The 25,256-nt window shown below is 63.2% G+C and carries 23 protein-coding genes and 1 pseudogene; 13 read left to right on the top strand and 11 right to left on the bottom strand.

What is annotated here, in order from left to right:
- Window position 1: 1 nt before the first annotated feature.
- A complete protein-coding gene (locus tag MesoLj_RS00120; protein ID WP_202324676.1) occupies window positions 2–166 on the bottom strand; it encodes a hypothetical protein in 165 nt (54 codons plus the stop codon).
- Between the two features lie 290 nt (window positions 167–456).
- Between MesoLj_RS00120 and rimP the strand changes: the two genes are divergently transcribed.
- The 10 genes from rimP to MesoLj_RS00070 all read left to right on the top strand — a co-directional run bounded on the left by rimP (window position 457) and on the right by MesoLj_RS00070 (window position 12,831).
- Window positions 457–1,089, top strand: a complete 633-nt coding sequence (gene rimP, locus MesoLj_RS00115; RefSeq protein ID WP_202324675.1) for a ribosome maturation factor RimP — start codon at window positions 457–459, stop codon at window positions 1,087–1,089.
- A gap of 60 nt (window positions 1,090–1,149) precedes the next feature.
- Entirely contained in the window at window positions 1,150–2,745 is a 1,596-nt protein-coding gene (gene nusA / locus MesoLj_RS00110) for a transcription termination factor NusA (protein WP_140775495.1), read from the top strand.
- A gap of 38 nt (window positions 2,746–2,783) precedes the next feature.
- Window positions 2,784–3,434, top strand: a complete 651-nt coding sequence (locus MesoLj_RS00105; protein WP_202324674.1) for an RNA-binding protein — start codon at window positions 2,784–2,786, stop codon at window positions 3,432–3,434.
- Window positions 3,431–6,019, top strand: coding sequence for a translation initiation factor IF-2 (gene infB, locus MesoLj_RS00100; RefSeq protein WP_202324673.1), 2,589 nt, complete (start codon window positions 3,431–3,433; stop codon window positions 6,017–6,019). Before MesoLj_RS00105 ends, infB begins: the two co-directional genes overlap by 4 nt.
- A 126-nt stretch (window positions 6,020–6,145) precedes the next feature.
- Window positions 6,146–6,571: a 30S ribosome-binding factor RbfA gene (gene rbfA, locus MesoLj_RS00095; protein ID WP_140775492.1), complete on the top strand. Its 426-nt coding sequence runs from the start codon at window positions 6,146–6,148 to the stop codon at window positions 6,569–6,571.
- Window positions 6,571–7,548 carry a tRNA pseudouridine(55) synthase TruB gene (truB, locus tag MesoLj_RS00090; RefSeq protein ID WP_202324672.1) on the top strand — a complete coding sequence of 326 codons (978 nt, stop codon included), beginning with the start codon at window positions 6,571–6,573 and terminating at the stop codon, window positions 7,546–7,548. The genes rbfA and truB overlap by 1 nt, the downstream gene beginning before the upstream one ends.
- Before the next feature lie 98 nt (window positions 7,549–7,646).
- Entirely contained in the window at window positions 7,647–8,741 is a 1,095-nt protein-coding gene (gene corA, locus MesoLj_RS00085; RefSeq protein ID WP_202324671.1) for a magnesium/cobalt transporter CorA, read from the top strand.
- 78 nt (window positions 8,742–8,819) lie between these two features.
- Window positions 8,820–9,194, top strand: coding sequence for a 30S ribosomal protein S15 (gene rpsO, locus MesoLj_RS00080; protein WP_269465810.1), 375 nt, complete (start codon window positions 8,820–8,822; stop codon window positions 9,192–9,194).
- A 408-nt stretch (window positions 9,195–9,602) separates the two neighbouring features.
- Window positions 9,603–11,750, top strand: coding sequence for a polyribonucleotide nucleotidyltransferase (pnp, locus tag MesoLj_RS00075; protein WP_202324670.1), 2,148 nt, complete (start codon window positions 9,603–9,605; stop codon window positions 11,748–11,750).
- Window positions 11,751–11,820: 70 nt separating this feature from the next.
- Entirely contained in the window at window positions 11,821–12,831 is a 1,011-nt protein-coding gene (locus MesoLj_RS00070) for a class I SAM-dependent methyltransferase (RefSeq protein ID WP_202324669.1), read from the top strand.
- 17 nt (window positions 12,832–12,848) lie between these two features.
- Here MesoLj_RS00070 and MesoLj_RS00065 read toward each other — a convergent pair whose 3' ends face one another.
- The 4 genes from MesoLj_RS00065 to fabA form a co-directional block, all read right to left on the bottom strand.
- Window positions 12,849–14,393 carry a putative bifunctional diguanylate cyclase/phosphodiesterase gene (locus tag MesoLj_RS00065; protein WP_202324668.1) on the bottom strand — a complete coding sequence of 515 codons (1,545 nt, stop codon included), beginning with the start codon at window positions 14,391–14,393 and terminating at the stop codon, window positions 12,849–12,851.
- A 176-nt stretch (window positions 14,394–14,569) separates the two neighbouring features.
- A complete protein-coding gene (fabI, locus tag MesoLj_RS00060; protein ID WP_056569944.1) occupies window positions 14,570–15,373 on the bottom strand; it encodes an enoyl-ACP reductase FabI in 804 nt (267 codons plus the stop codon).
- A 31-nt stretch (window positions 15,374–15,404) separates the two neighbouring features.
- Complete coding sequence (gene fabB / locus MesoLj_RS00055; RefSeq protein ID WP_140775486.1) at window positions 15,405–16,625, bottom strand: beta-ketoacyl-ACP synthase I; 1,221 nt, start codon at window positions 16,623–16,625, stop codon at window positions 15,405–15,407.
- Between the two features lie 49 nt (window positions 16,626–16,674).
- Complete coding sequence (fabA, locus tag MesoLj_RS00050) at window positions 16,675–17,190, bottom strand: 3-hydroxyacyl-[acyl-carrier-protein] dehydratase FabA (protein ID WP_202324667.1); 516 nt, start codon at window positions 17,188–17,190, stop codon at window positions 16,675–16,677.
- Between the two features lie 242 nt (window positions 17,191–17,432).
- On the opposite strand from fabA, the gene irrA reads away from it, so the two are divergent.
- Together irrA and MesoLj_RS00040 are read left to right on the top strand one after the other, a co-directional pair.
- Complete coding sequence (gene irrA, locus MesoLj_RS00045) at window positions 17,433–17,864, top strand: iron response transcriptional regulator IrrA (protein ID WP_140775644.1); 432 nt, start codon at window positions 17,433–17,435, stop codon at window positions 17,862–17,864.
- 45 nt (window positions 17,865–17,909) lie between these two features.
- A pseudogene (locus MesoLj_RS00040) lies at window positions 17,910–18,051 on the top strand (DUF4260 family protein); the annotation flags it as partial.
- Here MesoLj_RS00040 and MesoLj_RS00035 read toward each other — a convergent pair.
- Window positions 18,024–18,584, bottom strand: a complete 561-nt coding sequence (locus MesoLj_RS00035) for an SH3 domain-containing protein (RefSeq protein WP_140775485.1) — start codon at window positions 18,582–18,584, stop codon at window positions 18,024–18,026. The pseudogene MesoLj_RS00040 and the gene MesoLj_RS00035 overlap by 28 nt on opposite strands.
- Window positions 18,585–18,732: 148 nt before the next feature.
- Between MesoLj_RS00035 and MesoLj_RS00030 the strand changes: the two genes are divergently transcribed.
- Window positions 18,733–19,734 (top strand): 2-hydroxyacid dehydrogenase, encoded by a 1,002-nt coding sequence (locus MesoLj_RS00030; protein ID WP_140775484.1) that lies wholly within the window; start codon window positions 18,733–18,735, stop codon window positions 19,732–19,734.
- A gap of 32 nt (window positions 19,735–19,766) precedes the next feature.
- Here MesoLj_RS00030 and MesoLj_RS00025 read toward each other — a convergent pair whose 3' ends face one another.
- The 5 genes from MesoLj_RS00025 to dnaA all read right to left on the bottom strand — a co-directional run bounded on the left by MesoLj_RS00025 (window position 19,767) and on the right by dnaA (window position 25,228).
- Entirely contained in the window at window positions 19,767–20,243 is a 477-nt protein-coding gene (locus tag MesoLj_RS00025; protein WP_140775483.1) for a GNAT family N-acetyltransferase, read from the bottom strand.
- Between the two features lie 14 nt (window positions 20,244–20,257).
- Window positions 20,258–21,010 carry a molybdopterin-synthase adenylyltransferase MoeB gene (locus MesoLj_RS00020; RefSeq protein WP_202324666.1) on the bottom strand — a complete coding sequence of 251 codons (753 nt, stop codon included), beginning with the start codon at window positions 21,008–21,010 and terminating at the stop codon, window positions 20,258–20,260.
- A 31-nt stretch (window positions 21,011–21,041) separates the two neighbouring features.
- On the bottom strand, window positions 21,042–22,181 hold the full coding sequence (gene recF / locus MesoLj_RS00015) for a DNA replication/repair protein RecF (RefSeq protein ID WP_202324665.1): 1,140 nt from the start codon (window positions 22,179–22,181) through the stop codon (window positions 21,042–21,044).
- A 78-nt stretch (window positions 22,182–22,259) separates the two neighbouring features.
- A complete protein-coding gene (gene dnaN / locus MesoLj_RS00010; RefSeq protein WP_010913340.1) occupies window positions 22,260–23,378 on the bottom strand; it encodes a DNA polymerase III subunit beta in 1,119 nt (372 codons plus the stop codon).
- 305 nt (window positions 23,379–23,683) lie between these two features.
- Window positions 23,684–25,228: a chromosomal replication initiator protein DnaA gene (gene dnaA, locus MesoLj_RS00005; RefSeq protein ID WP_140775480.1), complete on the bottom strand. Its 1,545-nt coding sequence runs from the start codon at window positions 25,226–25,228 to the stop codon at window positions 23,684–23,686.
- Between the last annotated feature and the right edge of the window lie 28 nt (window positions 25,229–25,256).

Here is a 25,256-nt window from a genome sequence, read left to right as displayed (position 1 = left end):
TTCAAAAACGACCGATCCGGTTGAAGACAGCCGGATCCATGCCAAGCTTGCGCGGGTCGTCAGCGCGCGGCTTGCGGCCGGCTTCCACGGCGCGCGATGCGGCCACCGCGCTGCCGAACGTCGTGAACAGATCGCCTATGGCGGAAAAAATCTTACGGTTGCTCATGTCGTGCCCTTTCGCGTCTGCGAAATCTCTTTAATTTTTTGTGATGCACTACAAATGGGGATGCGGCGTCAAAGCTCACAGAGGTGAGGCTGCATGGAGGCCATGCGTCTGACGCAACGCTGGCGCGGCGGCGTGATACCTCGTCGGTTTGCCACGCCGGGCTTGAAATACGGGCCGTGTTCGTTTATATCAGCCTCAAATTCTTGGTCGGTATGACGAAGAGTGGGTCCACCCGGTCCCGCTCTTTTTTATTACCTGCCGATAGGTTCGAAACGAACGACAGGTAATTGATGACTGCAACGGCAAGCGAAGGTGACGACCGCATCATCCGCGAAAGCGGTATCGATGCGCGCATTGCGCTGATCGTCCAACCGGTGCTGCGCGGCATCGGCTTTCGCCTCGTGCGCGTGCATCTGTCCGGCCAGAACGGGCTGACGCTGCAGATCATGGCCGAGCGCGAGGACGGCACCATGACCGTCGAGGATTGCGAAGAGGTCAGCCGCGCGGTGTCGCCGGCGCTCGATGTCGATGATCCGATCGAAAAGGCGTATCATCTCGAAGTCTCTTCGCCCGGTATCGACCGGCCGTTGGTGCGCAAATCGGATTTCGTCACCTGGACCGGTCATCTGGTGAAGATGGAAACGTCGGTCATCGTCGCGGATCGCAAGCGCTTCAAGGGCAAGATCGCCGAGGCCGGCGAGAACGATGTGCTGATCGAGCGCGACAAGGCAGCCTATGGCGAGGAGCCGACGGTGCGCGTTCCCTATGACGCGATCGCCGATGTGCGGCTGATCCTTACCGACGACCTCATCCGTGAGGCGTTGTCGAAGGACAACCGGGAACGCAAGGAAGCCAAGAAACGCCGCGGTGAGCCTGATGACGCACCCGAGGGTGTTGAAGGCGGCGCGGAAGACGAAATCTAACAGGAACTATGATTGAGCCGCCGGGCGTAAAAGCTCGGCAACAAGCTCGGGAGAAATAAGATGGTTGTAAGCGCCAACAGACTTGAACTGCTGCAGATTGCCGACGCGGTCGCGCGTGAAAAGTCGATCGACAAGTCGATCGTCATCGCCGCCATGGCCGATGCGATCCAGAAGGCGGCGCGCTCGCGTTACGGCCAGGAGACCAACATCCGCGCCGACATCAACCCGAACACCGGCGAGATGAAGCTGCAGCGGCTGATGGAAGTGGTCGAAAAGGTCGACGACTATGCCACGCAGATCGCGATTTCCTCGGCCCGCGAGCGCAATCCCGACGCCCAGCTCGGCGACTTCATCGCCGAACAGCTGCCGCCGATGGATTTCGGCCGTATCGCCGCCCAGTCGGCCAAGCAGGTCATCGTGCAGAAGGTGCGCGAGGCCGAGCGTGACCGCCAGTACGACGAATACAAGGACCGCATCGGCGAGATCGTCAACGGCACCGTCAAGCGCGTCGAGTATGGCAATGTCATCGTCGATCTCGGCCGTGGCGAAGCCATCATCCGCCGTGACGAACTGATCCCGCGCGAAAACTACAAGTATGGCGACCGCGTTCGCGCCTATGTCTACGATGTGCGCCGCGAGCAGCGCGGCCCGCAGATCTTCCTGTCGCGCACGCATCCGCAGTTCATGGCCAAGCTCTTCACCATGGAAGTGCCGGAAATCTATGACGGCATCATCGAGATCAAGTCGGTCGCTCGCGACCCGGGCTCTCGCGCCAAGATCGCCGTCATCTCGCGTGACAGCTCGATCGATCCGGTCGGCGCCTGCGTCGGTATGCGCGGCAGCCGTGTCCAGGCCGTCGTCGGCGAACTGCAGGGCGAGAAGATCGACATCATTCCGTGGTCGCCCTCGGCCGCCTCCTTCATCGTCAATGCGCTGCAGCCGGCGGAAGTCGCCAAGGTCGTGCTCGACGAGGACGCCGAGCGCATCGAAGTGGTGGTTCCCGACGATCAGCTGTCGCTGGCCATCGGCCGCCGCGGCCAGAACGTGCGTCTCGCCTCGCAGCTCACAGGCTGGGACATCGACATCCTGACCGAGGCCGAGGAATCCGAGCGCCGCCAGAAGGAATTCGTCGAGCGCTCGGCCCTGTTCATGGAAGCCCTCGATGTCGACGAGATGGTCGGCCAGGTGCTGGCCTCCGAAGGCTTCACCAGCGTCGAGGAAGTCGCCTATGTCGACTCTGGCGAGATCGCCTCGATCGACGGCTTCGACGAAGATACCGCTTCGGAAATCCAGACCCGTGCCCGCGAATATCTCGAAAAGATCGAGGCCGAGCATGACGAGAAGCGCAAGGCGCTGGGTGTCTCGGACGAACTGCGCGAAATCCCCGGCATCACCACCGCCATGATGGTGACGCTCGGCGAGGACGGCGTGAAGACGATCGAGGATTTCGCCGGCTATGCCGCCGATGACCTGACCGGCTGGAAGGAACGCAAGGACGGCGAGACAAAAGTCTATCCGGGCGTGCTGGCCAATCACGGTGTTTCGCGCGCCGATGCCGAGCAGATGGTGCTCAATGCCCGCCTCAAGGCCGGCTGGATCACCGAAGACGAGCTTGCAGCCGAAGAAGCATCGGCTGACGAAGCCGTTGGTGCGTGAGGTGAAACCGCATCGCACAGAACCCGCCCCAGGACGAGATGAACGATCGCACCTGCATCGTCACCCGCAAGCAGGCCGAACCGGATGATCTGATCCGGTTCGTCGTCGGCCCGGATTCGGCCGTCGTTCCCGATCTCAAGAGAAATCTGCCCGGCCGCGGTTGCTGGGTAAGCGCCGACCGCCTACATATCGACAAGGCGGCGGCCAAGAACCTTTTTGCCCGCGCCTTCAAGGCACAGGTGGTTGTGCCGCCGGATCTTGGCGGCATGGTCGACGGACTGCTCTCCAGATCCGCGCTGGGTATGCTGGGTCTCGCCCGCAAGGCAGGCGCGATCGCTCTCGGTGCTACCAAGGTCGAGAGTGCCGTGCGCGGCGGGCTGGCGCTTTTCGTGCTCCACGCGACCGAAGCATCGGACGATGGCGTGCGCAAGATCAGCCAGGCGCGACGGGCGACTGTCCATCTCGGCGGCCCTTCCACCCTTGCCTACAAACTTTTCTCCGAGGCCGAGTTGAGCTTGGCATTGGGGGGTACAAATGTGATACATGCTGCCGTCCTCGCGGGAGACGCGGGTAAGGCGGTCCAGAAGCGCATGGTTGCGCTCGACCGATATCGGGGCGGTACCCCGGACGATCTGGCAATGCTTGCGGCCGTTGCTGACGAAGATGAGCCCGCAGAGGATATGGAATGAGCGATACGAAATCGGGCGACGACAAGACGTTGAGTGTTACACCGAAGAAGACCTTGACGCTGAAGCGCCCCGGCATGGAACAGGGCACCGTGCGCCAGAACTTCTCGCATGGCCGTACCAAGTCGGTCGTGGTCGAGACCAAGAAGCGCAAGTTCTCCCTGCCCGGCGACAAGCCGGAGCCGGTTGCTGCCGCGCCTGTGCCTGTCTTCACGCCGAAGCCGCCGGTCGCCGTCGCGGCACCTGTCGTGCAGGAAGCGCCCAAGGCGCCGCCGCCTCCGCCCCCCCCGCGGCCTCCGGTCGAACGCAGCGGCATGGTGCTGAACGAACTGTCGCGCAGTGAAATGGAAGCGCGCCGCAGGGCGCTCGAAGGCTCGAAGGTGCGCGAGGTCGAGGACCGTCAGCGCGCCGCCGAGGATGCCAAGCGCCGCGCCGAGGATGAAGAGCGCCGCAAGCGCGAACGCGAGGAATCCGCGCGCCGCCAGGCCGAGGAAGAGGCACGGTTGCAGACCGAGGCCGAATCGCGCCGTCGCGCCGAGGAAGAAGCACGCCGCCGTGCGCCGCAGGCCGCGGAACTGGCAACCGTCGACGAAGAGGAAGAGGTCAAGCCGAAGCGGACTGGCGCCGGTGCGCCGGTACGTCGCCTGGTCACGCCCGAAGTGGCGCGTCCGGCCAAGCCGACCAAGGGCGAGGAAGATCGTCGCCGTGGCAAGCTGACACTGAATTCCGCGCTTTCCGACGAGGATGCGCGGGCTCGTTCGCTGTCGTCGATGCGTCGCCGCCAGGAGAAGTTCAAGCGCGCGATGCACAATGAGCCGCGCGAGAAAGTCATGCGCGAAGTGATCCTGCCCGAAACCATCACCATCCAGGAACTGGCGCAGCGCATGTCCGAACGTGCGGTCGATGTGGTCAAGTTCTTCATGAAGCAGGGCCAGATCCTGAAGCCGGGCGACGTCATCGACGCCGACACGGCCGAGCTGGTCGCCACCGAATTCGGCCACACGGTCCGCCGCGTCGCCGAATCCGACATCGAGGAAGGCCTGTTCAACATCGCCGACAATGCCGAGGACCTGGTCTCGCGTCCGCCGGTCGTGACCATCATGGGCCACGTCGACCACGGCAAGACCTCGCTGCTCGACGCGATCCGCAATGCCAATGTCGTTTCCGGCGAGGCCGGCGGCATCACCCAGCATATCGGTGCCTATCAGGTCGAGAAGAATGGTCAGAAGATCACCTTCATCGATACGCCCGGCCACGCCGCCTTCACGGCGATGCGTGCCCGCGGTGCCCAGGCGACCGACATTGCCATCCTGGTGGTGGCGGCCGACGATAGCGTGATGCCGCAGACGATCGAATCGATCAGCCATGCCAAGGCGGCTGGCGTTCCGATCATCGTGGCGATCAACAAGATCGACAAGCATGACGCCGATCCGCAGAAGGTGCGCTCGGAACTGCTGCGCCATGAGGTCTTCGTCGAATCCATGGGCGGTGAAGTGCTGGACGTCGAAGTATCGGCGACCAAGGGCACCAATCTCGACAAGCTGCTCGAGGCGATCCTGCTGCAGGCCGAAATCCTCGACCTGAAGGCCAATCCGGACCGTACCGCCGAGGGCGTCGTCATCGAGGCACAGCTTGACAAGGGCCGTGGTCCCGTCGCCACCGTGCTGGTGCAGACCGGAACCTTGATGCCGGGCGACATCCTCGTCGCCGGCAACGAATGGGGCCGGGTGCGCGCTCTGGTCAACGACCGCGGCGAGCAGATCAAGGAAGCGCCGCCGGCAATGCCGGTCGAGGTGCTCGGCCTTCAGGGCACGCCACAGGCTGGCGATCGCTTCGCGGTCGTCAACAACGAGGCCCGCGCCCGCGAGATCACCGAGTATCGCCAGCGTCTGGCGCGCGAGAAGGCGGTAGCCAGGCATGCCGGCCAGCGTGGCTCGCTCGAACAGATGATGTCGCAGTTGCAGACGAGCGGGCTGAAGGAATTCCCGCTGGTCATCAAGGGCGACGTTCAGGGTTCGATCGAGGCGATCAACGCAGCACTGGACAAGCTCGGCACCGACGAGGTGCGTGCGCGCATCGTCCATGCCGGCGCCGGCGCCATCACCGAAAGCGATGTCTCGCTGGCGGAGACTTCCGGTGCCGCGATCATCGGCTTCAACGTTCGCGCCAACGTGCAGGCGCGCGCCGCGGCCGCGGCCGCGGGCATCGAGATCCGCTATTACTCGATCATCTACAACCTCGTGGATGATGTGAAGGCGGCTCTGTCGGGCCTGCTGTCGCCGGAGCGTCGCGAGACCTTCATCGGCAATGCCGAGATCCTCGAGATCTTCGACATCACCAAGGTCGGCAAGATCGCCGGCTGCCGTGTCACCGAAGGCAAGGTCGAGCGTGGCGCGGGCGTACGCCTGATCCGCGACAACGTCGTCATCCACGAAGGCACGCTGAAGACGCTGAAGCGCTTCAAGGACGAGGTTTCGGAAGTCCCCGGCGGCCAGGAGTGTGGCATGGCCTTCCAGAACTACGAGGACATGCGCGTCGGCGACATCATCGAGTGCTTCCGCGTCGAGATGGTGACCCGGACACTCTGAGTTCGCGTGACTTGTCGGTAACGGGCGGTGGTCGAAAGACCGCCGCCCCAAGCCTTTTGAGAATGACCCGTTTGAGACATGCGGCACGGTCCTATCCCGCGCCTCACGCTTTCAGGATTGAGAAAAATGCCCCGTTCCACCACATCCGGCCCGTCCCAGCGCATGCTTCGCGTCGGCGAACAGGTTCGCCACGCCCTGTCCGAAACCCTGCAGCGCGGCGAGATCCTCGACCCGTTGATTGAAAACTCGGTCGTCTCGGTCTCGGAAGTGCGTATGTCGCCCGATCTGAAGATCGCCACCGCCTTTGTTTCTCCGCTCGGCGCCAAGGATGCCGGCGCCGTCATTGAGGCGCTCAACAAGCATGCGAAATTCGTCCGCGGCCGTGTCTCCGGCGCGCTCAGGCAGATGAAATACATGCCGGAGTTCCGCTTCCGGCTGGACACCTCCTTCGACAATTTCGCCAGGATCAACGACCTGTTGAAGTCGCCCGAAGTGGCGCGCGATCTCGATGCGGACGGCCAAGACAAAGACGAAGACAAGGACAGCGAATAATGGCGCGCCGCGGCAAGAAGAAGGGCCGGCCGGTCTCCGGCTGGGTGGTGCTCGACAAGCCGGTCGGCATGGGCTCGACCGAGGCTGTCTCCAAGATCAAGTGGCTGTTCCAGGCGGAAAAGGCTGGCCATGCCGGTACGCTCGACCCGCTGGCTTCCGGCATGCTGCCGATCGCGCTCGGCGAAGCCACCAAGACCGTGCCTTATGTGCAGGACGGCGCCAAGATCTATCGCTTCACCGTTGCCTGGGGCGATGAGCGCTCCACCGACGATCTCGAAGGGCCGGTGACGAAGAGTTCCGAGCTGCGTCCGGCGGAAGCCGAGGTCCAGGCGCTGCTGGCGAAATACACCGGCGTCATCATGCAGACGCCGCCGCAATTCTCGGCCATCAAGATATCAGGCGAACGCGCCTATGACCTTGCCCGCGAAGGCGAGACGGTCGACATCCCCCCGCGCGAGATCGAGATCGGTCGTTTGGACATCATCGAGCACCACACTGATCACACGGTTTTCGAGGTCGAATGCGGCAAGGGCACCTATGTGCGCTCGCTGGCTCGTGACATGGGCCGCGACCTCGGCTGCTTCGGCCATATTTCCGATCTGCGCCGGGTCGAGGTCGAGCCGTTCACGCAAGAGGATTTCGTCACCATCGCCGAGCTCGAGGCGGCCCGCTTCGGAGCACAAGGTGAGGACAAACCGGAGCCGGCCGACGGCGCTGAGCCGATAGAGATCCCCGTAAACTTCGATGCCATTGATGCGCTTCTTGTCGACACATCGGCGGCTCTCGACTGCTTGCCGCAGATCGCCATCAGCGATGATGCGGCAACCAAGATCCGTCTCGGCAATCCCGTCATCATTCGCGGCCGCGATGCGCCGGTGGAGGCCGAAGAGGCCTGCGCCACGGCGCGCGGCAAGCTGGTCGCCATTGGTGCGATCGAACAGGGCATGTTCAAGCCCAAGCGGGTCTTTGCCGGCTGACGGCTGACGCAATTCCAGGAAAAGTGTGAAACGGTTTTCTGTTCGAAATTGCGAGAACAAGGTTCTAACTTCACGTCGACTCTACGCTCGAGGGGCACATGGCAAAAGCCGAGGCGGTGAAAAAGCGGGCGCCGGTGAAGATAAGGCGGCCGCCGGTCGGCGCCTCGCCGGGTACGCTGATCGCCGATCCTGCGGCGCGGCACTCCGAATTGCGACTGACCTTGATCTCGCCGCAGAAGTTCAAGACCATCGACAATGCCAGCATCGCCGACGTCAAGGCCAATTGCCAGAAATGGCCGGTGATCTGGCTCGACTGCACCGGCCTCGCCAACATCGGGCTGATCGAGGAGATCGGTCGCATCTTCAGCCTGCATCCGCTGGCGCTGGAGGATGTCGTCAACACCGGCCAGCGGCCGAAGGTCGACTTCTTCGAGGATCATGCCTTCGTCGTCGTGCGCATGATCGACGATGTCACCTCGCATCGCTACGAACAGATCGCTCTCTTCGTCGGCGAGAACTTCGTCGTCACCTTCCAGGAGCGCGAGGGCGATCCGTTCGACCCGGTGCGCAAGCGCATCGAGAGTTCGGCGCCCAACCGGTTGCGGACCCGCGGCGCCGACTATCTGGCCTACGCGCTTATCGACGCTATCGTCGACAGCTATTTTCCGCCGATCGAGGGAGCCGGCGACCTGGTCGACAGCATCGAGGATGAGATGCTGCATTCGCCGCACAAGCATCAGATGCGGCAGCTGCACGAATTGCGGCGCGACGCCAATGTGCTGAAGGGCGTGCTGTGGCCGATGCGCGATGCGTTGGCGACGCTGATCCGCAACGAAGTGCCCTATGTCAGAGCCGAGACCAAGGTCTTCCTCAATGACACGCTCGACCATTCGCTCAGGCTGATCGAACTCGTCGAGACCCAGCGCGACATGCTGACCGGCCTGATCGAGATGCATCTGTCGCTGAGCCAGGCGCGCACCAACGACGTCATCAGCTATCTCACCATCGTTTCGGTCATCTTCATGCCTCTCACCTTCCTGGTCGGTGTCTGGGGCATGAATTTCGATCCCGAGAGCTCGCCCTGGAACATGCCGGAGTTGAAGGCCTATTACGGTTATCCGGAGGCGCTCCTGTTCATGGCTGTTATCGCGGTCAGCCTGATTGCGTTCTTCAAATGGAAGAAATGGCTTTGACTGCGGCAAAACTTGCCATTTGGGGCTGAAAAGCCGGCTTGGTGAATTGGGCTGGTGTTTTGCCGGGAATTGCACTATATGCGCCGCAGCATAGCGCCACGACGCTTTGCTTGCACCGGCCCCTGCTGGACGACATCCCGGCTGAGGGCGACCCGTTTCCTCAAACAGATAAGGAAAAACACGATGTCGATTACTGCCGAGCGCAAGAAGGAATTGATGGGCGAATTCGCTACCGCCAAGGGCGATACCGGGTCTCCGGAAGTCCAGGTGGCCATCCTTTCCGAGCGCATCAAGAACCTGACCGACCATTTCAAGGACCACAAGAAGGATAACCATTCCCGCCGTGGTCTGCTCGCTCTCGTGTCCCAGCGCCGCAGCCTGCTTGATTATCTCAAGCGCAAGGACGACGCGCGCTACCAGACACTGATCGAGAAGCTCGGTCTGCGCCGTTGACGAATTGACCGGCGGGCTCCTTCAAGGAGTCCGCCGGTCGCGCATTCGAGCCCCGGGCCAACCTGATCTCGAATGCAGGACTGGAGCGCCGCGCACCCTTCCGGATGCCGGACGGACGCTCCAAAAGTTGAATTTGCGCATGACGCGTTCCGTAAGCCGTGGGCTTCGGGGTTGTGCGCAGGCCAGTCGATCGATTGGCCATATCCGGCTTCGAGCGCGCAGAGGGCCACTCGAAGCCACCCATGGACGGTCATGGGGCAGGATTGCAGGACGCTCGTAAGGCCACCGCGCCGATGAAACCCGAGCCTCCCGTTGTCTTGCCCGTGGCTGCCCGAGAAAGGAAGCCAGAGGAAAGGGCACCCGCGCACGCTGAAACGGCGCGGCCTTTCCTCATACAAAGGACAAGACATGTTCAATCAACACAAAGTGGAAATCGAATGGGGCGGTCGCCCGCTCATCCTCGAAACCGGCAAGATCGCGCGCCAGGCTGACGGCGCCGTGCTCGCCACCTACGGCGAGACCAAGGTTCTGGCCACCGTCGTTTCGATGAAGGAGCCCAAGCCCGGCCTGGATTTCTTTCCGCTGACCGTCAACTACCAGGAAAAGACCTACGCCGCCGGCAAGATCCCGGGCGGCTATTTCAAGCGTGAAGGCCGTCCGAGCGAAAAGGAAACGCTGGTTTCGCGCCTCATCGACCGCCCGATCCGTCCGCTCTTCGCCGACGGCTACAAGAACGACACCCAGATCGTCGTCACGGTCGTCCAGCATGACCTCGAGAATGATCCGGACATCCTGTCGATCGTTGCCACCTCGGCCGCTCTGACCCTGTCGGGCGTTCCCTTCATGGGTCCGGTCGGCGGCGCGCGCGTCGGCTACATCAACGGCGAATACGTTCTCAACCCGCACATCGACGAGATGCAGGAATCCAAGCTCGACCTCGTCGTCGCCGGCACCGCCGACGCCGTGCTGATGGTTGAGTCGGAAGCCAAGGAACTTGGCGAAGAGCTGATGCTCGGCGCTGTCATGTTCGGCCACAAGGGCTTCCAGCCGGTTATCGACGCCATCATCAAGTTGGCCGAAGTTGCCGCCAAGGAGCCACGCGACTTCACCGCGCCCGACTATTCCGCGCTCGAAGGCGAAATGCTGAACATCGTCGGCGACGAGCTTCGTGAAGCCTACAAGATCACCGACAAGCAGAAGCGCTATGCCGCCGTCGACGCCGTCAAGGCCAAGGTCAAGGCCGCGTTCGCTCCGGCCGAAGGCGAAGACCCCAAATACACCTCCGAGCAGATCGGTTCCGTGTTCAAGGAACTCCAGGCCAAGGTCGTGCGCTGGAACATCCTCGACACCGGCTCGCGCATCGATGGCCGCGACCTGAAGACGGTCCGCAAGATCGTTTCCGAAGTCGGCGTGCTGCCGCGCACCCATGGTTCGGCGCTGTTCACCCGCGGCGAGACCCAGGCGCTGGTCGTTGCCACGCTCGGCACCGGCGAAGACGAGCAGTATGTCGATTCGCTGACCGGCATGTACAAGGAGAAGTTCCTCCTTCACTACAACTTCCCTCCCTATTCCGTCGGCGAGACCGGCCGCATGGGTTCGCCGGGCCGCCGCGAAATCGGCCACGGCAAGCTGGCCTGGCGCGCCATCCGGCCGATGCTGCCGAGCGCTGACCAGTTCCCCTACACGCTGCGCGTCGTCTCGGAGATCACCGAGTCCAACGGCTCATCGTCGATGGCCACCGTCTGCGGCACCTCGCTGGCGCTGATGGATGCCGGCGTGCCGCTGGCCAAGCCCGTTGCCGGTATCGCCATGGGCCTGATCAAGGAAGGCGAGCGCTTCGCGGTTCTGTCCGACATTCTGGGTGACGAAGATCACCTCGGCGACATGGACTTCAAGGTCGCCGGCACCGCCAATGGCATCACCTCGCTGCAGATGGACATCAAGATCGAGGGCATCACCGAGGAGATCATGAAGATCGCGCTGGACCAGGCCAAGGATGGCCGCCAGCATATCCTCGGCGAAATGGCGCATGCCCTGACCGGCGCCCGCGCCGAACTCGGCGAGTTCGCGCCGCGCATCGAGGTCATGCACATTCCGACCGACAAGATCCGCGACGTCATCGGTTCGGGCGGCAAGGTCATCCGCGAGATCGTCGAGAAGACCGGCGCCAAGATCAACATCGAGGACGACGGCACGGTCAAGATCGCTTCCTCGAACGCCAAGGAGATCGAGGCGGCGAAGAAGTGGATCCACACCATCGTCGCCGAGCCGGAAGTCGGCGAGATCTACGAAGGCACGGTCGTCAAGACCGCCGACTTCGGCGCTTTCGTCAACTTCTTTGGTCCCCGCGATGGTCTCGTCCACATCTCGCAGCTCGCCAATGAGCGCGTTGCCAAGACCTCGGATGTCGTCAAGGAAGGCGACAAGGTCTGGGTCAAGCTGATGGGCTTCGACGAGCGCGGCAAGGTCCGCCTGTCGATGAAGGTCGTAGACCAGGCCACCGGCAAGGAAATCGTGCGCGAGAAGAAGGCCGAAGGCGAAGAAGACGCCGCCTGATTGGTCTGACACGGAAATCGAAACGGGCGCGGCTGATGTCGCGCCCGTTTTCGTTTGGAAGGTAGAGGGAATGTCCGCTGAAGCGCTGAAGACGCTTTTCCATCCGTTCGAGGCCGAGGCTCTTGCCATGCCGGGAAAGGGCGAGCGCATCCTCTTCCTCGGCGCCGAGCCCGGCCTGCGCTCACCACCGGGCTTCGAGGCCTCGCTGCATCTCGTACAGGGCTTCCGGCCGCATTTCCGCGCGTTGCAGGCGGCGGGTTTCACGGTCACGCCGAAAGCCGAGGGCGACGGTTTTGATGCCGCCCTGGTGCTCGCCGGCCGCCATCGCGGCCAGAATGAACTGCGTATCGCCGAGGCTCTCGAGCGCGTGGCGCCGGGCGGACTGGTCGTCATTGCCGGCGGCAAGGATGACGGCATTGCCAGCCTGCGCAAGCGCGTCGACGAGCTTTTGCCGCTCGACGGGCATATGCCGAAATATCACGGCATTGCTTTCTGGCTGCGCCGTCCGGCGGATATGCGGGCTGCCGCGGCATTTCGTGCCGCCAACCCCGCCTTGCTGGTCGAAGACCGGTTCCGCACCGCACCCGGCATGTTTTCCTTCGATCGCGTCGATGCGGGTTCGAAACTGCTGGTCGACAATTTGCCCGGCGATCTGCGTGGCAATGCGGCTGATTTCTGCGCCGGCTGGGGCTATGTGGCGGCCGAGATGGCTGCCCGTTCGCCGGGCTTGTCGGGGCTCGATCTCTACGAGGCGGATTTCGATGCCTTGGAGGCTGCCAAGGGAAACCTCGGCGGCACCGTGGCGCAAGGCTTCTTCTGGACGGATCTGCTCGCCGAGCCTGTCGAGCGCCGCTATGACGTCATCGCCATGAACCCGCCCTTTCATCGCAGCCGTGCGGCGGAGCCGGAGATCGGTGCCGGCATGATCCGCGCGGCAGCCAAGGCGTTGAAGCCAGGCGGCAGGCTGATCATGGTCGCCAACCGCCAGCTTCCCTACGAGCCCGTGCTGTCGGCTGCCTTCGCCAGCCATGCGGAGCTTGCCCGCGACGGCATGTTCAAGGTGTTTGTCGCGCGTCGCTGAAACGATGCGTATCGCTGTCAGTGCAGATTGGCGACGCGTCGGACTTCTTCCGTGGCTTGCCCGCCACCAAGGCTGATCTTGAGCGGCGCCGGCCGGCCGAACAGATAACCTTGCACCACCTCGCAGCCGGCTGCCCGCAGCAGCGTGGCCTGGCTCTCGGTCTCGACGCCTTCAGCAATGATGCTGACGCCAAGCGCGCGCGAAAGTCCGACAATGGTCGAGACGACGGCGCCGGAGCTGGAATCGGTATCGATGCGGCTGACGAAGGAGCGGTCGATCTTCAGCTTGCCGAACGAGAAATCGATGAGATAGCTGAGGTTCGAATAGCCGGTGCCGAAATCATCGACGGCAACGGAGATGCCCATTTCGGCAAGCTCTTTCAGGATTGCGGCAGCGCGATCGCGATCCTGCATCATCGCCGTCTCTGTGACTTCCAGCTCCAGCCGCGACGGCTTTATGCCGGTGGCCCGCATCGTGTCGCGCACGATGCCGACGAAATCCTTGGTCATGAACTGGACCGGCGAAATGTTGACGGCGACGAAACAGTCGTCTGGCAAATGCCGGGCGTCGTTGCAGGCTTTGCGCAGGACCCATTCGCCGATCGGGTTGATCATTCCGGTTTCCTCGGCGATCTGGATGAACTCCATGGGCGGGATCATGCCTCGCTCAGGATGGTTCCAGCGGATCAACGCTTCATAGCCGACGATGCGGCCGCTCGGCAGGTCGAGCTGCGGCTGATAATGGAGGTCGAAATCGCCACGTTCGAAAGCCGTGTGCAGCTCGGATTCCACCCATTGGCGATAATCGGCGACTCGTCCCATCTCGCTGTCGAACACCGACCAGTTGCCAACGCCGCTGGCGCGCGCATGCTGCAGCGCCAGGTTGGACCGGCGCAGGATAAGGACCGGATCGACGCCATCCTTGGGCATCGCCACGATGCCCACGGACAGGCTCACCGATTGCTGATGGCTGCTGAGTTCATAGGGCTCCATCATCTCGTCGATGAGCCGCTCGATCATGCCCTCCATCGTCCCTGGGATCTGGTGATCCGGCAGCAATACCGCGAACTCCCCGGCACCGATGCGCCCGATCAGGGCGCGTGCGGGCACGCTGTCTTGCAGCCGCTTGGTGAAGGCGCGGATCAGCTCGTCGCCCTGGCTATAGCCAATCGCGTCGTTGATCTGCTTGAACCGGTCGATGTCGATGTCGATCAGGAACACCGGTTCACCGGTCCGGCTTGTCACGCATGCCGCCTCGGCGATCTTGCCGACCATCGCCGGTCGCGCCAGAAGTCCCGTCAGCTTGTCGAAATGGGTTTCGTTGAAAACGAAATCCGCCGATTCATCGACGCCGGCGAAGAAGGACATTGCCGCAACCGATGCCGCGAGTGCGCAAAGCGCAGCCATGATCGCGACCATCATGTCCACCGATATGCCGGCAAACTCGGCGCCGAGACCGTGCTTCAGACCCCAGATGCCGAGGACGAAACTGCCAATCCCCGAACTTGCTATCGTGAGCAGTCGGAACACCGGTGTTCGCTTCGGGTTGCTGACGGCAGGCATTCAAAGGTCCCCAGATTGCGGGCCTCTATAGCGGAAATCCTCTTAAAATGAGTTTCCGCGAATGCATCCAATTTTACTGGAGAGGATTATTTCTTTACTGGAAAAAGGACCATTTGCGCGAAACGGCTCCATCCATATTGCCCGAAACGTGTCGCCTTGACCCGTTTCAGGGCTCGTTAGCCATCCGTCTGCTTCAACTCATCGAGCGTCGGCATCGAGACGATGTGATAGCCGGAATCGACATAGTGGATTTCGCCGGTGACGCCGGAAGCCAGGTCGGACAGCAAATAAAGCGCCGAGCCGCCGACCTCGTCGATGGTGACGGTACGGCGCAGCGGCGAGTTGCGTTGCTGGTAGGAGAACATGTGGCGGGCGTCCGAAATGCCGGCGCCGGCCAGCGTGCGCACCGGTCCCGCCGAGATGCCGTTCACCCGGATGCCGCGCGGGCCATAGTCATTGGCGAGGTAACGCACGCTGGCCTCGAGGCCGGCCTTGGCGACGCCCATGACATTGTAGTTCGGCATGACGCGGACCGAACCGGCATAGGTCAGCGTGATCATCGAGCCGCCCTGCGTCATCAGGGGCGCGGCATTGCGGGCGACTTCGGTGAAGGAGTAGCAGGAGATCACCATGGTGCGGACGAAGTTGTCGCGGCTGGTGTCGGCGTAAAGGCCCTTCAACTCGTTCTTGTCGGAAAAGCCGATGGCATGGACGACGAAATCCAGCCCACCCCAGGCATTGCCAAGCGTCTCGAACGTGGCGGTGACCGAAGCGCTGTCCTCGACATCGCAGGGAACGACCAGCGACGCGCCCAGCCTGTCGGCGAGCGGCTTGACCCGGCGGCCGAAGGCCTCGCCCTGGTAGGTGAAGGCGAGCTCCGCCCCATGCTCGGACAATTTCTGGGCGATGCCCCAGGCGATCGAATGGTCGTTGGCGACACCCATGACAAGCCCGCGCTTGCCCTTCATCAGTCCGTCCATGTCAGGCAATCCTTTTAGAAAAACGCTGGCCTTATGCGGAATAGCGCTGGAAAACGAGCGTCGCGTTGGTGCCGCCGAAACCGAAGGAATTTGACAGGACGGTGTCGATCTTGGCGTTGTCGATGCGCTTTCGCACAATCGGCATGCCCTCGAATTCAGGGTCGAGCGTTTCGATATGGGCGCTCTCGCCGATAAAGCCGCCTTGCATCATCAGGATCGAATAGATGGATTCCTGCACGCCGGCCGCGCCCAGCGAATGGCCGGTCAGCGATTTCGTCGAGGTGATGAACGGCATCTTCTCGCCGAACACCTCGCGGATGGCGCCCATTTCCTTGGAATCACCCACCGGCGTCGAGGTGCCGTGGGTGTTGATGTAATCGATCGGCGTGGAAACCGTCGCCAGCGCCTGGCGCATGCAGCGGACCGCGCCTTCGCCGGAAGGCGCGACCATGTCGTGGCCGTCCGAGGTCGCGCCGTAGCCGACGATCTCGGCATAGATCTTGGCGCCGCGCGCCTTGGCATGTTCCAGCTCTTCCAGCACCAGCACGCCGGCGCCGCCGGCGATGACGAAGCCGTCGCGATTGACGTCATACGCGCGGGAAGCGGCCGATGCCCTGTCGTTGAACTTCGACGACATGGCGCCCATGGCGTCGAACAGGTCCGACATCGTCCAGTCGAGATCCTCGTGGCCGCCGGCAAAGACGATATCCTGCTTGCCCCACTGGATCAGTTCGTAGCCATTGCCGATGCAATGCGCCGAGGTCGAGCAGGCCGATGAGATCGAATAGTTGACGCCGTGGATCTTGAACCATGTGGCCAGCGTCGCCGATGCGGTCGACGACATCGCCTTTGGCACCGCGAACGGACCGATGCGCTTGGGGCTGCCGTTCTTGAGCGTGGTTTCGGCCGCCTCGACAATGGTGCGGGTGGAGGGGCCGCCCGAGCCCATGACGATGCCGGTGCGCTCGTTGGTGACGTCGCTTTCGCTCAAGGCGGCATCCGCGATCGCCTGATCCATGGCGACGTGGTTCCAGGCCGCGCCCTGTGACAGGAAGCGCATCGCGCGACGATCGATCATGGCGGACGGGTCGAGTGTAGGTGCGCCCCAGACCTGGCAGCGAAAGCCATGTTCGGCGAAGGAATCGGAAAAGCTGATGCCGGATCTGGCGTCATGCAGCGAGGTCTGCACCTCGTTGGCATTATTGCCGATCGACGACACGATGCCGAGGCCTGTGACTACGACACGTCTCATTCGCAACTCCTTCCAGGGATGCTGGCCAGTTGGTCGGCCAGGACTGCGGTCAAGCGACCGCCGACTGCTTGGACAGACCGACCTTCAGGTCGGTAGCCGCATATATGGGCTCGCCATCCGCCTTCATCCAGCCATCGGCGATGCCGAGCACCAGTCGGCCACGCATCACGCGCTTGAAATCCACGCCATACTCGACCTTTTTGACCGATGGGGTGACCATGCCCTTGAACTTGACCTCTCCGGTCGACAGCGCCATTCCCTTGCCCGGTTCGCCGAGCCAGCCGAGATAGAAGCCGGTCAACTGCCACAAGGCGTCGAGGCCGAGGCATCCTGGCATGATCGGATTGCCGATGAAATGGCAGGCAAAGAACCACAGGTCCGGCTTGATGTCGAACTCGGCGCGGATGAAGCCCTTGTCGAAGGCGCCGCCCGTCTCGCTGATTTCGGTGATGCGGTTGAACATCAGCATGGGCGGGTAGGGCAGCTGGGCATTGCCCTCTCCGAACAGTTCGCCGCGGGCGCAGGCCAGCAATTCTTCGTAGTCGTAGCTGGATTTACCCGCCATCAATCTCGTCCCCATATCGTCCGGGCGGTAGCGCGCCCTTGTCGTTGGTGTCCTAACACAATCTGTTTCAGGCCGGAAACCGGCGTTTGCGCTTAACCCGCCAGTCTGCCCGGGTCAATGCGCGCTATTGATCGCATTCGGACGACAGAATATATGTCAACAGGGGTCCGGTTTCGGCAGACGTTCATTTTTTTGCCATTCTGGGCGTGTCTTGAAGCGGGACTGCAAGCTTGGAAGACCAGATGGACCGGGGCTGCCGGAAGGAAAATGTCGCTGTGGACAAGCGGGTGCGTGAAGCCGGCCTGAGGCCGACGCGCCAGCGTATTGCGCTGGCCGACCTGCTTTTTGCCAAGGGCGACCGCCATTTGTCGGCCGAGGAATTGCACGAGGAGGCGCTGGCCGCCGGTGTGCCGGTGTCGCTGGCCACGGTCTACAACGCGCTCCACCAATTCACCCAGGCGGGACTGCTGCGCATCCTGGCCGTCGAGGGCGCCAAGACCTATTTCGACACCAACACCTCGGACCACCACCATTTCTACGTCGAAGGCGAGAACCGGATTTTCGACATCGCCAGCGGCCCGGTGACGGTCACCAACCTGCCGGACCCGCCCGAGGGCATGGAAATCGCCAATGTCGATATCGTGGTGAGATTGCGCCCCAAGCGCCAGGAATGACCGGCAAGACCGGAACAATCTGACAATCCGGCCGAATCGGCTGTCGTGGCGGCCGTCTGGATCGCCCACTTCGCCGTCGACCGCGCATCGGGCCATGGCCTGAAACTGTCAACCGGTTTTCAGGATACCCATCTCGGCCGTATCGGCAACGGAACGACCTCAGTCCTTGACCCGCTCGCCGGGATAGGCGCCCCAGACCGCCGCCTGGGCGAGCCAGCCAGTATGGCCGTCGAGCGTCATTTCGCACCATTGGCCGTCGCAGGACTTGATCGTGCCCATGACGCCCGGCTCGACGATCGCCACCACGCTGGCATCCTTGTCGGGGCTGCGCAGAAGATTGATCTGGGCGCCCTTGCCGCGCTGCCAGGGCGCGATGATCGCGGTACGCCGGCCTGACAGCAGCGACTGGTTGATCCAGCCTTCCGAACCGTCGGCATCGCGCACGCGGCGCCACGTATCGAACTCCTGGATGATCTCCATCGGCAGCCCTGCCTTCATATACATCCAGTCGACCGAATAATTGGCGCCGGGGCCGACGCGCGAGTTGACGCGTCCGGATTTCAGGCTGACGAATCGCGGCAATGGCAGGCCGCTAGGCCCGAGCGTGACGGCGCTCTGGGCGGGTGCGGCCGCGCTCTGCGCCGCGGCGAGCGGGGAATAGAGGAGAGCGCCGAGAAATGCTGCGCTGAGGGTCAGGCGAAGCGACGCGAAACCAGACACTTTCGTTCCTTTCGGCGCTGGCCCGGTGACCTCGGCGCCCCTTTTTCTTTGTCTTCGGCGGCACCGCTTGTTACATGGGTAAATCGGCTACCGCGACCGGCTTTCAGTTTCGCCGGTCTTGGTTAAAGAGGTCTCAACGAGGGAAACAATGCCAGGCAAAAAGAAGCCTCTCGTGGTCATCACGCGAAAGCTCCCCGACCCGGTCGAGACCCGCATGCGCGAGCTGTTCGACGCGAGGCTGAATGTCGAGGACAGGCCGATGACGCAGCCGGAACTGGTTGCCGCCGTCAAGGAGGCCGACGTGCTGGTGCCGACGGTGACCGACCAGATTGACGCGGCGCTGATCGCCCAGGCCGGCGACAACCTCAAGCTCATCGCCAATTTCGGCAACGGCGTCGACAAGATCGACGTGGCGGCGGCGGCCAAGAAGGGCATCACCGTCACCAACACGCCGAATGTGCTCACCGAAGACACCGCCGACATGACCATGGCGCTGATGCTGGCGGTGCCGCGACGGCTCGCGGAAGGCGCCAATGTGCTCACCGGCGACAAGAAATGGGCGGGCTGGTCGCCGACCTGGATGCTTGGCCGGCGTATCTGGGGCAAGCGCCTCGGTATTGTCGGCATGGGGCGTATCGGCACGGCCGTCGCTCGGCGCGCCAAGGCCTTCGGCCTCTCCATCCACTACCACAACCGCCATCGTGTCCTGCCGGCTGTCGAGGACGGGCTTGAGGCGACCTATTGGGAAAGCCTCGACCAGATGCTGGCCCGCATGGACATCATCTCGGTCAATTGTCCGTCGACGCCGGCGACTTTCCATCTTCTGTCGGCACGGCGCCTGGCTCTGCTGCAGCCCACGGCCTATGTCGTGAACACCGCGCGCGGCGACATCATCGACGAGGAAGCGCTGGTCAAGCTGATCCAGGACGGCAAGATCGCCGGCGCCGGCCTCGACGTCTACGAGCACGAGCCGGCGCTCAATGCCAAGCTGCTCAAGCTCGCCGCCAGGAACAAGGTCGTGCTTCTCCCGCATATGGGCTCGGCGACGCTCGAAGGCCGCATCGACATGGGCGAGAAGGTCATCATCAATATCCGGGCATTCGTCGATGGCCACCGCCCGCCGGACCGCGTGCTGCCGCTCAGGACCTGACCGGCTCGCCGTATTCAAGCGAAAGCCAAAACTTACGAAAGATCCTTGCGCATGGTGATCGAGGTCGGCCTGGTGTAGCCGTCATGCGCCGTCCGTTCGGTCTCGTGGAAGCCGAGGCGGGCAAAGGCGGCATGGTTGGCAGTGAGTTCTATCCGTGTCTGCAACTCCAGTGCCACCTTGCCGTGGTCGAGCGCGAGCAGTTCGACCGCCCGCATCAGCCGCCGGCCAATGCCTTGCCCCTGGCAGTCCGGGTCGACGGCGAGCTTGCCGACGTAGAAATCATCTGCCCTTTCAAGAGCAAAGACGCAGCCGACGATCCTGGCGCCGTCGAAGGCCACCAAACCGGTCTCCCGCCCGGCCTTGTCGCGCAGTGTGTCTACGGTGAGCAGATGAGCGGAGGACGGCGGGTCGATAACGCCGTCCATGAAGGCGAAGGCACGCATGATCAGGGCAAGCACCTCGTCCCAGCGGTTGAAGCCGATCGAAATGCGGTCGATGGAAAGCGGCATCGTTTGCGTCAAGGTCAGCGCCTGGCGTAGCGGATCGTTTCGAAGCGTGCCGCGAGCGCATCGTAGAGCAACAGCCTGCCGACCAGCGGCTCGCCGATACCGGTTATCAGCTTGATCGCCTCCATCGCCTGCAGCGTTCCGACGACGCCGGTCAGCGCGCCAAGCACCCCGGCCTCGGCGCAGGACGGCACGAGGCCCGGCGGTGGAGCTTCCGGAAAGAGATCGCGATAGCCCGGGTTCGGCTTGCCATCCTTGCCGTTCTCGAAGGGCTTCAGCACCGTCACCGAGCCGTCGAAGCGACCGACAGCGGCATGCACCAGCGGTTTGCGCGCGCCCGCGCAAGCATCGGCCACCGTATAACGGGTCTCGAAATTGTCGGAACCGTCGACGACGATGTCATAGCGGGCGACAAGTGCAGGGGCGTTCTCCGTACTCAGCCGCACCGTGTGGGTCTCGACCGCGGTGTTGGGATTGATGCGGGCGATCGCCGCCTTTGCGCTCTCGGTTTTCAGCATGCCGACCGTATCGGTGCCATGGATGACCTGGCGTTGCAGATTGGACAGCGACACGGTGTCGTCGTCGATGATGCCGAGCGTGCCGACGCCGGCGGCCGCAAGATATTCGAGCACCGGCGCGCCCAGCCCGCCGGCGCCGATCACCAGGACCCGTGCTTGCTTGAGCCTCTGCTGGCCCGGGCCGCCGACCTCGGGCAGCACGATGTGGCGGGCATAGCGTTCGATTTCGTCGGAGGTGAGCGCGGTGGTCATGTCAGGACCATATAGCGGCTGAAAAACCTTGTCAGGAGCCTTCGGTTGGCCCAACCGTGCCGTGGTCGACGGTCAGGAATTGCGCGCGACCTTGCAGGCTGGAAAACAGCGCGGCATCGGTTCCCGTCATGAAGGCCTGGCAGTTCAACTCCTCGAGGATGGAAAACAGCGCCGCCCGCCGCCCACCGTCGAGATGAGCGGCGATCTCGTCGAGCAGCAGGATCGGCGTCAGGCCCGACATCTCGCCGGTCAGCCGGGCATGTGACAAGACGATGCCGACCAACAGTGCCTTCTGCTCGCCGGTGGAACAGAGTTCGGCCGGCATCGCCTTGGGCCTGTGTCTGACCAGGAGATCGGAACGGTGCGGCCCTTCGAGCGTTCGTCCGGCGGCGCGGTCACGATCGCGGCCGTCGGCGAGCGCCCGTCGGAACCGCTCCTCGACATCGACTGCCGGCGCGGCGGAAACTTCGGCTTCCAGATCGCCGGAGAGGCTGATGTCGGCCTGCGGGAACGGTCCGGTGTCGGGCAGCCTGTCGATCATGGCGGCGAGCAGGCGCACCAGTTCGGCGCGCGCCGCCGCAATGGCGACGCCGGTTTCGGCCATCTGTATCTCGATCGCTTCGAACCAGCGATCGTCCCGGGACCCATCCGTCAGCAATCGGTTACGGCCGCGCATCGCCTTTTCGTAGTCGAGCGCCCGCTGCCCATGGCCGGGATCGATTGCCAGCACCAGCCGGTCAAGAAAGCGTCGGCGATCCGCGGCCGGTCCGGTGAACAGCGCGTCCATGGCCGGCGTCAGCCACACCACCCGCAGCCATTCCAGCATGTCTTCGGCCGATCTCGCGGTCGCGCCGTTGATGCGAACCCGCCTGCCGCCTTCGCCCTCACCGCCGGAAATGCCCGTGCCGATCTCGACCTGACCGTCAGGCCCGTCGAGACGGGCGTGCAGCGCAAAGCCGCCATCGCCGCCCTCGCGTGCGACATCGGCATAGGGCGCACGGCGCAGGCCGCGTCCGGGCGTTAAAAAGGAAATCGCTTCGAGGAGGTTGGTCTTGCCGGCGCCGTTGTCGCCGGAAAAGACCACGGGCCCAGGGGCGAGATCGATCGCCAGCGCCGCATAGTTGCGAAAATTGGTAAGTGTAAGCTTACTTATATGGGTTTGTGCCGGCAACCGCTATCCGCCTGTAGAAGTCGCCATTGTTGTCGCTGCGGGTCCCGCCGCAGAACCGGATCGATGATGAAGCGCCGGCTATACCCGCATCGGCATCAGCACGTAAAGCGCGGTCTCGTCGGCCATGTCGTGGATCAGTGTCGGCGAACCGGCATCGGCCAGCATGAATTTGGCTTCCGTGCCGGTCAGCTGCGCGGCGACATCGAGCAGATATTTGGCGTTGAAGCCGATCTCGATCGGGTCGGACGAATAGTCGGCGGCCAGTTCCTCGGTGGCACTGCCTGAATCCGGGTTGTTGACCGCAAGCGTCACCTGGCCTTCGCTGATCGAAAGCTTCACCGCGCGGCCGCGTTCGGAGGAGATGGTCGAGACGCGGTCGACCGCGGCGGCAAAACTCTGGCGGTCGAGGATCAGCTTCTTGTCATTGCCGGTCGGAATGACCCGCTGATAATCGGGGAAGGTGCCGTCGATCAGCTTCGAGGTCAGGACCACGCTGCCGATGGTGAAGCGGATCTTGGTGTCGGACAGTTCGGTCGTCACGGCGACATCCGGGTCGTCGACCAGCTTCTGCAGCTCGCTCACCGTCTTGCGCGGAATGATGATGCCCGGCATGCCCTCGGAGCCCGCCGGCGCATCGATTTCGGCGCGCGCCAGACGGTGGCCGTCGGTCGCCACCGAGCGCAGCTTCAGCTTGCCGCCGACCTCATGCGTGTGCAGGTAGATGCCGTTGAGATAATAGCGCGTTTCCTCGGTGGAAATGGCGAATTGCGTCTTCTCGATCAGCCCCTTCAGGGCAACCGAGTCGAGCCGGAAGATATGCGAGAAGGATCCGGCGGAGAGCTCGGGGAAATCGGATTGCGGCAGGCATTGCAGGCGGAAGCTCGATCGGCCCGACGTCACCGTCATGGCGTTGCCGTCTTCATCCGTCTTCAGCATCACCTCGGCGCCGTCCGAGAGTTTGCGCACGATGTCGTAGAGCAGGTGCGCCGGAACCGTCGTCGCGCCGCCGCGCTCGACCTTGGCGGGCGTCGCTTCCGTCACCTCCAGATCGAGGTCGGTCGCCTTCATTTCGAGGCTGGCGCCCTCGGCGCTGAGCAGCACATTGGACAGGATCGGTATCGTGTTGCGCCGTTCGACCACGCGATGGACGTGGTTGAGCGACTTCAGGAGATTTGACCGTTCCAGGATAACACGCATGACGAAACAGGCTCGCTTGAAAGGATGAGCGGGTCTCCGGCTGGCGGCGCCCCGCGAAAGGTCTGAACAGGCTCAGAATCTGCGTAAACTGACAGGAAAAAGCCAGCAAACGCAAGCCCGCGCCGCCGGTTCCCGCCGGCTGCGCGGGCTTTCTGGGGATAAAGGCCGCGGAGACCGCCGGGCAGGGTGCTGAATCCGGAATCCGGATCGCCGCCAGCCAGCGCCGCGAGCCAATTTCATCGCGACCACGGAGCAGGCAAGCCATTGAATTCCGGCGCGATTCTGGCTTGCCTGTCCCGGTCCGTTCAGGCCTGGTCGTTGATCAGCCGCCGCAGCAGCTCGAGTTCCTGCGCTAGCGTGTTGTCGTTGCCGGACAGGTCCTCGATCTTGCGCACGGCGTGCAGCACCGTGGTGTGGTCACGGCCGCCAAAGCGCCGTCCGATTTCGGGCAGCGAGCGCGGCGTCATCACCTTCGACAGGTACATGGCGACCTGCCGCGGCTTGACGATGGTGCGCGTGCGCCGGTTGGATAGCAACTCCGTCTTCGAGACATTGTAGTGGCGCGCCACGATGCGCTGGATGTCCTCGATGCGAACCCGCTTCGGCTCGCCGGTGCGATAGATATGGCCGAGGATCTCGTCGATGCGGTCGATGGTGATCTGCGGCTCGAACGACTGGCGGAACAGCAGTTGATTGAACGCGCCTTCCAGTTCGCGTCCGCTGCCGGTCACGGTGCGGGCGACGTGATTGAGGATTTCGTCTGAAATGTCGAGCGACGCGTCGTCAACCCGGGCCGTGGCCAGGCGCAGCTTGAGCATGCCGAGGCGCATGGCGAAGTCAGGCGCCGACATTTCGAGCGCGACGCCGCCATTGAGGCGCGAGCGGACTCGCGGCTCGAGCGATTCCAGCTCCGACGGCGGCCGGTCGGCGGCGACAACGACTTGCTTGGCGCTGTCGAGCAGCATGTTGATCAAATGGCAGAATTCATGCTGGATCGACTTGCCCTGCAGGAACTGCATGTCGTCGATGATCAACAGGTCGATGTCGCGCAGCTGTTCCTTGAGCGTCAGCGCATTGTTGTCGCGGATCGCCGTGGCGAAGCGCCACATGAAATATTCGGCGGTGAGATAGACGACGCGCGACTTGGGATTCTGCTTCAGCGATTCCGCCGCGATGGCCTGCAGCAGATGGGTCTTGCCGAGCCCGACAGTCGCGTGCAGGAAAAGCGGATTGAAGCGCACTGCGCTCGACTGCGATTCCGCCACGGCCTTGGCGGCGGCGAAAGCCACCCGGTTCGACGGGCCTTCGATGAAGGAACCGAACGTGTAGCGCGGGTCAAGCGGGGATCCCAGCACATTGTGGCGGAACTCGCTCTCTGTCGCGGCGCCCGGACGCGGCACCGGGGGGCGTTCCACCCTGCCGGGGCTCACGGTGCCGGCGGCCAATGCCGTTTGCGTCTGCCGTGTCATCTTGCGTGCCGGGGCCAATTCCGGTTCCGCATGGCTGCGTCCCTGGCGGGTGGCCGTGCGCACCACGATCTCGATCTTGAGGAGATCGGCATCCTCCTGCTTCCACAGCTCGGAGATGAGGTCGAGATAGTGGCCGTTGATCCACGAGCGCAGGAACGCGGTGGGCACCGAGATGCGGACAATGCCCTTGGATGCCTCCGCGACCTTCATCCGGCCGAACCAGCTCGAATAGACTTCAGCCCCCAGGCGCGCCTTCAACTGGGTCTTGACCCGGTCGAACTTCTGTTCCGCATCGCTGGAGACCGCCATCTCGTTTGCTCCGATCAAAGTTCCAGGAAATGGGAGGTCGCCCGTAAGCTCCCTTTCGATGCCGCTCTGCATGATCGAGTTCCTTGTTTTTGTACCTGTT

The sequence above is a fragment of the Mesorhizobium sp. 113-3-9 genome (genome assembly GCF_016756515.1).
GTDB lineage: Bacteria > Pseudomonadota > Alphaproteobacteria > Rhizobiales > Rhizobiaceae > Mesorhizobium.
This window is presented reverse-complemented; position numbering and strand designations above follow the sequence as displayed.

What these genes read in the sequence shown, in the direction of transcription:
- MesoLj_RS00120 (WP_202324676.1), bottom strand. Translation starts at nt 166, where the DNA reads ATGAGCAACCGTAAGATTTTTTCCGCCATAGGCGATCTGTTCACGACG.
- rimP (WP_202324675.1), top strand. Translation starts at nt 457, where the DNA reads ATGACTGCAACGGCAAGCGAAGGTGACGACCGCATCATCCGCGAAAGC.
- nusA (WP_140775495.1), top strand. Translation starts at nt 1,150, where the DNA reads ATGGTTGTAAGCGCCAACAGACTTGAACTGCTGCAGATTGCCGACGCG.
- MesoLj_RS00105 (WP_202324674.1), top strand. Translation starts at nt 2,784, where the DNA reads ATGAACGATCGCACCTGCATCGTCACCCGCAAGCAGGCCGAACCGGAT.
- infB (WP_202324673.1), top strand. Translation starts at nt 3,431, where the DNA reads ATGAGCGATACGAAATCGGGCGACGACAAGACGTTGAGTGTTACACCG.
- rbfA (WP_140775492.1), top strand. Translation starts at nt 6,146, where the DNA reads ATGCCCCGTTCCACCACATCCGGCCCGTCCCAGCGCATGCTTCGCGTC.
- truB (WP_202324672.1), top strand. Translation starts at nt 6,571, where the DNA reads ATGGCGCGCCGCGGCAAGAAGAAGGGCCGGCCGGTCTCCGGCTGGGTG.
- corA (WP_202324671.1), top strand. Translation starts at nt 7,647, where the DNA reads ATGGCAAAAGCCGAGGCGGTGAAAAAGCGGGCGCCGGTGAAGATAAGG.
- rpsO (WP_269465810.1), top strand. Translation starts at nt 8,820, where the DNA reads ATGCGCCGCAGCATAGCGCCACGACGCTTTGCTTGCACCGGCCCCTGC.
- pnp (WP_202324670.1), top strand. Translation starts at nt 9,603, where the DNA reads ATGTTCAATCAACACAAAGTGGAAATCGAATGGGGCGGTCGCCCGCTC.
- MesoLj_RS00070 (WP_202324669.1), top strand. Translation starts at nt 11,821, where the DNA reads ATGTCCGCTGAAGCGCTGAAGACGCTTTTCCATCCGTTCGAGGCCGAG.
- MesoLj_RS00065 (WP_202324668.1), bottom strand. Translation starts at nt 14,393, where the DNA reads ATGCCTGCCGTCAGCAACCCGAAGCGAACACCGGTGTTCCGACTGCTC.
- fabI (WP_056569944.1), bottom strand. Translation starts at nt 15,373, where the DNA reads ATGGACGGACTGATGAAGGGCAAGCGCGGGCTTGTCATGGGTGTCGCC.
- fabB (WP_140775486.1), bottom strand. Translation starts at nt 16,625, where the DNA reads ATGAGACGTGTCGTAGTCACAGGCCTCGGCATCGTGTCGTCGATCGGC.
- fabA (WP_202324667.1), bottom strand. Translation starts at nt 17,190, where the DNA reads ATGGCGGGTAAATCCAGCTACGACTACGAAGAATTGCTGGCCTGCGCC.
- irrA (WP_140775644.1), top strand. Translation starts at nt 17,433, where the DNA reads ATGGACCGGGGCTGCCGGAAGGAAAATGTCGCTGTGGACAAGCGGGTG.
- MesoLj_RS00030 (WP_140775484.1), top strand. Translation starts at nt 18,733, where the DNA reads ATGCCAGGCAAAAAGAAGCCTCTCGTGGTCATCACGCGAAAGCTCCCC.
- MesoLj_RS00025 (WP_140775483.1), bottom strand. Translation starts at nt 20,243, where the DNA reads ATGCCGCTTTCCATCGACCGCATTTCGATCGGCTTCAACCGCTGGGAC.
- MesoLj_RS00020 (WP_202324666.1), bottom strand. Translation starts at nt 21,010, where the DNA reads ATGACCACCGCGCTCACCTCCGACGAAATCGAACGCTATGCCCGCCAC.
- dnaN (WP_010913340.1), bottom strand. Translation starts at nt 23,378, where the DNA reads ATGCGTGTTATCCTGGAACGGTCAAATCTCCTGAAGTCGCTCAACCAC.
- dnaA (WP_140775480.1), bottom strand. Translation starts at nt 25,228, where the DNA reads ATGCAGAGCGGCATCGAAAGGGAGCTTACGGGCGACCTCCCATTTCCT.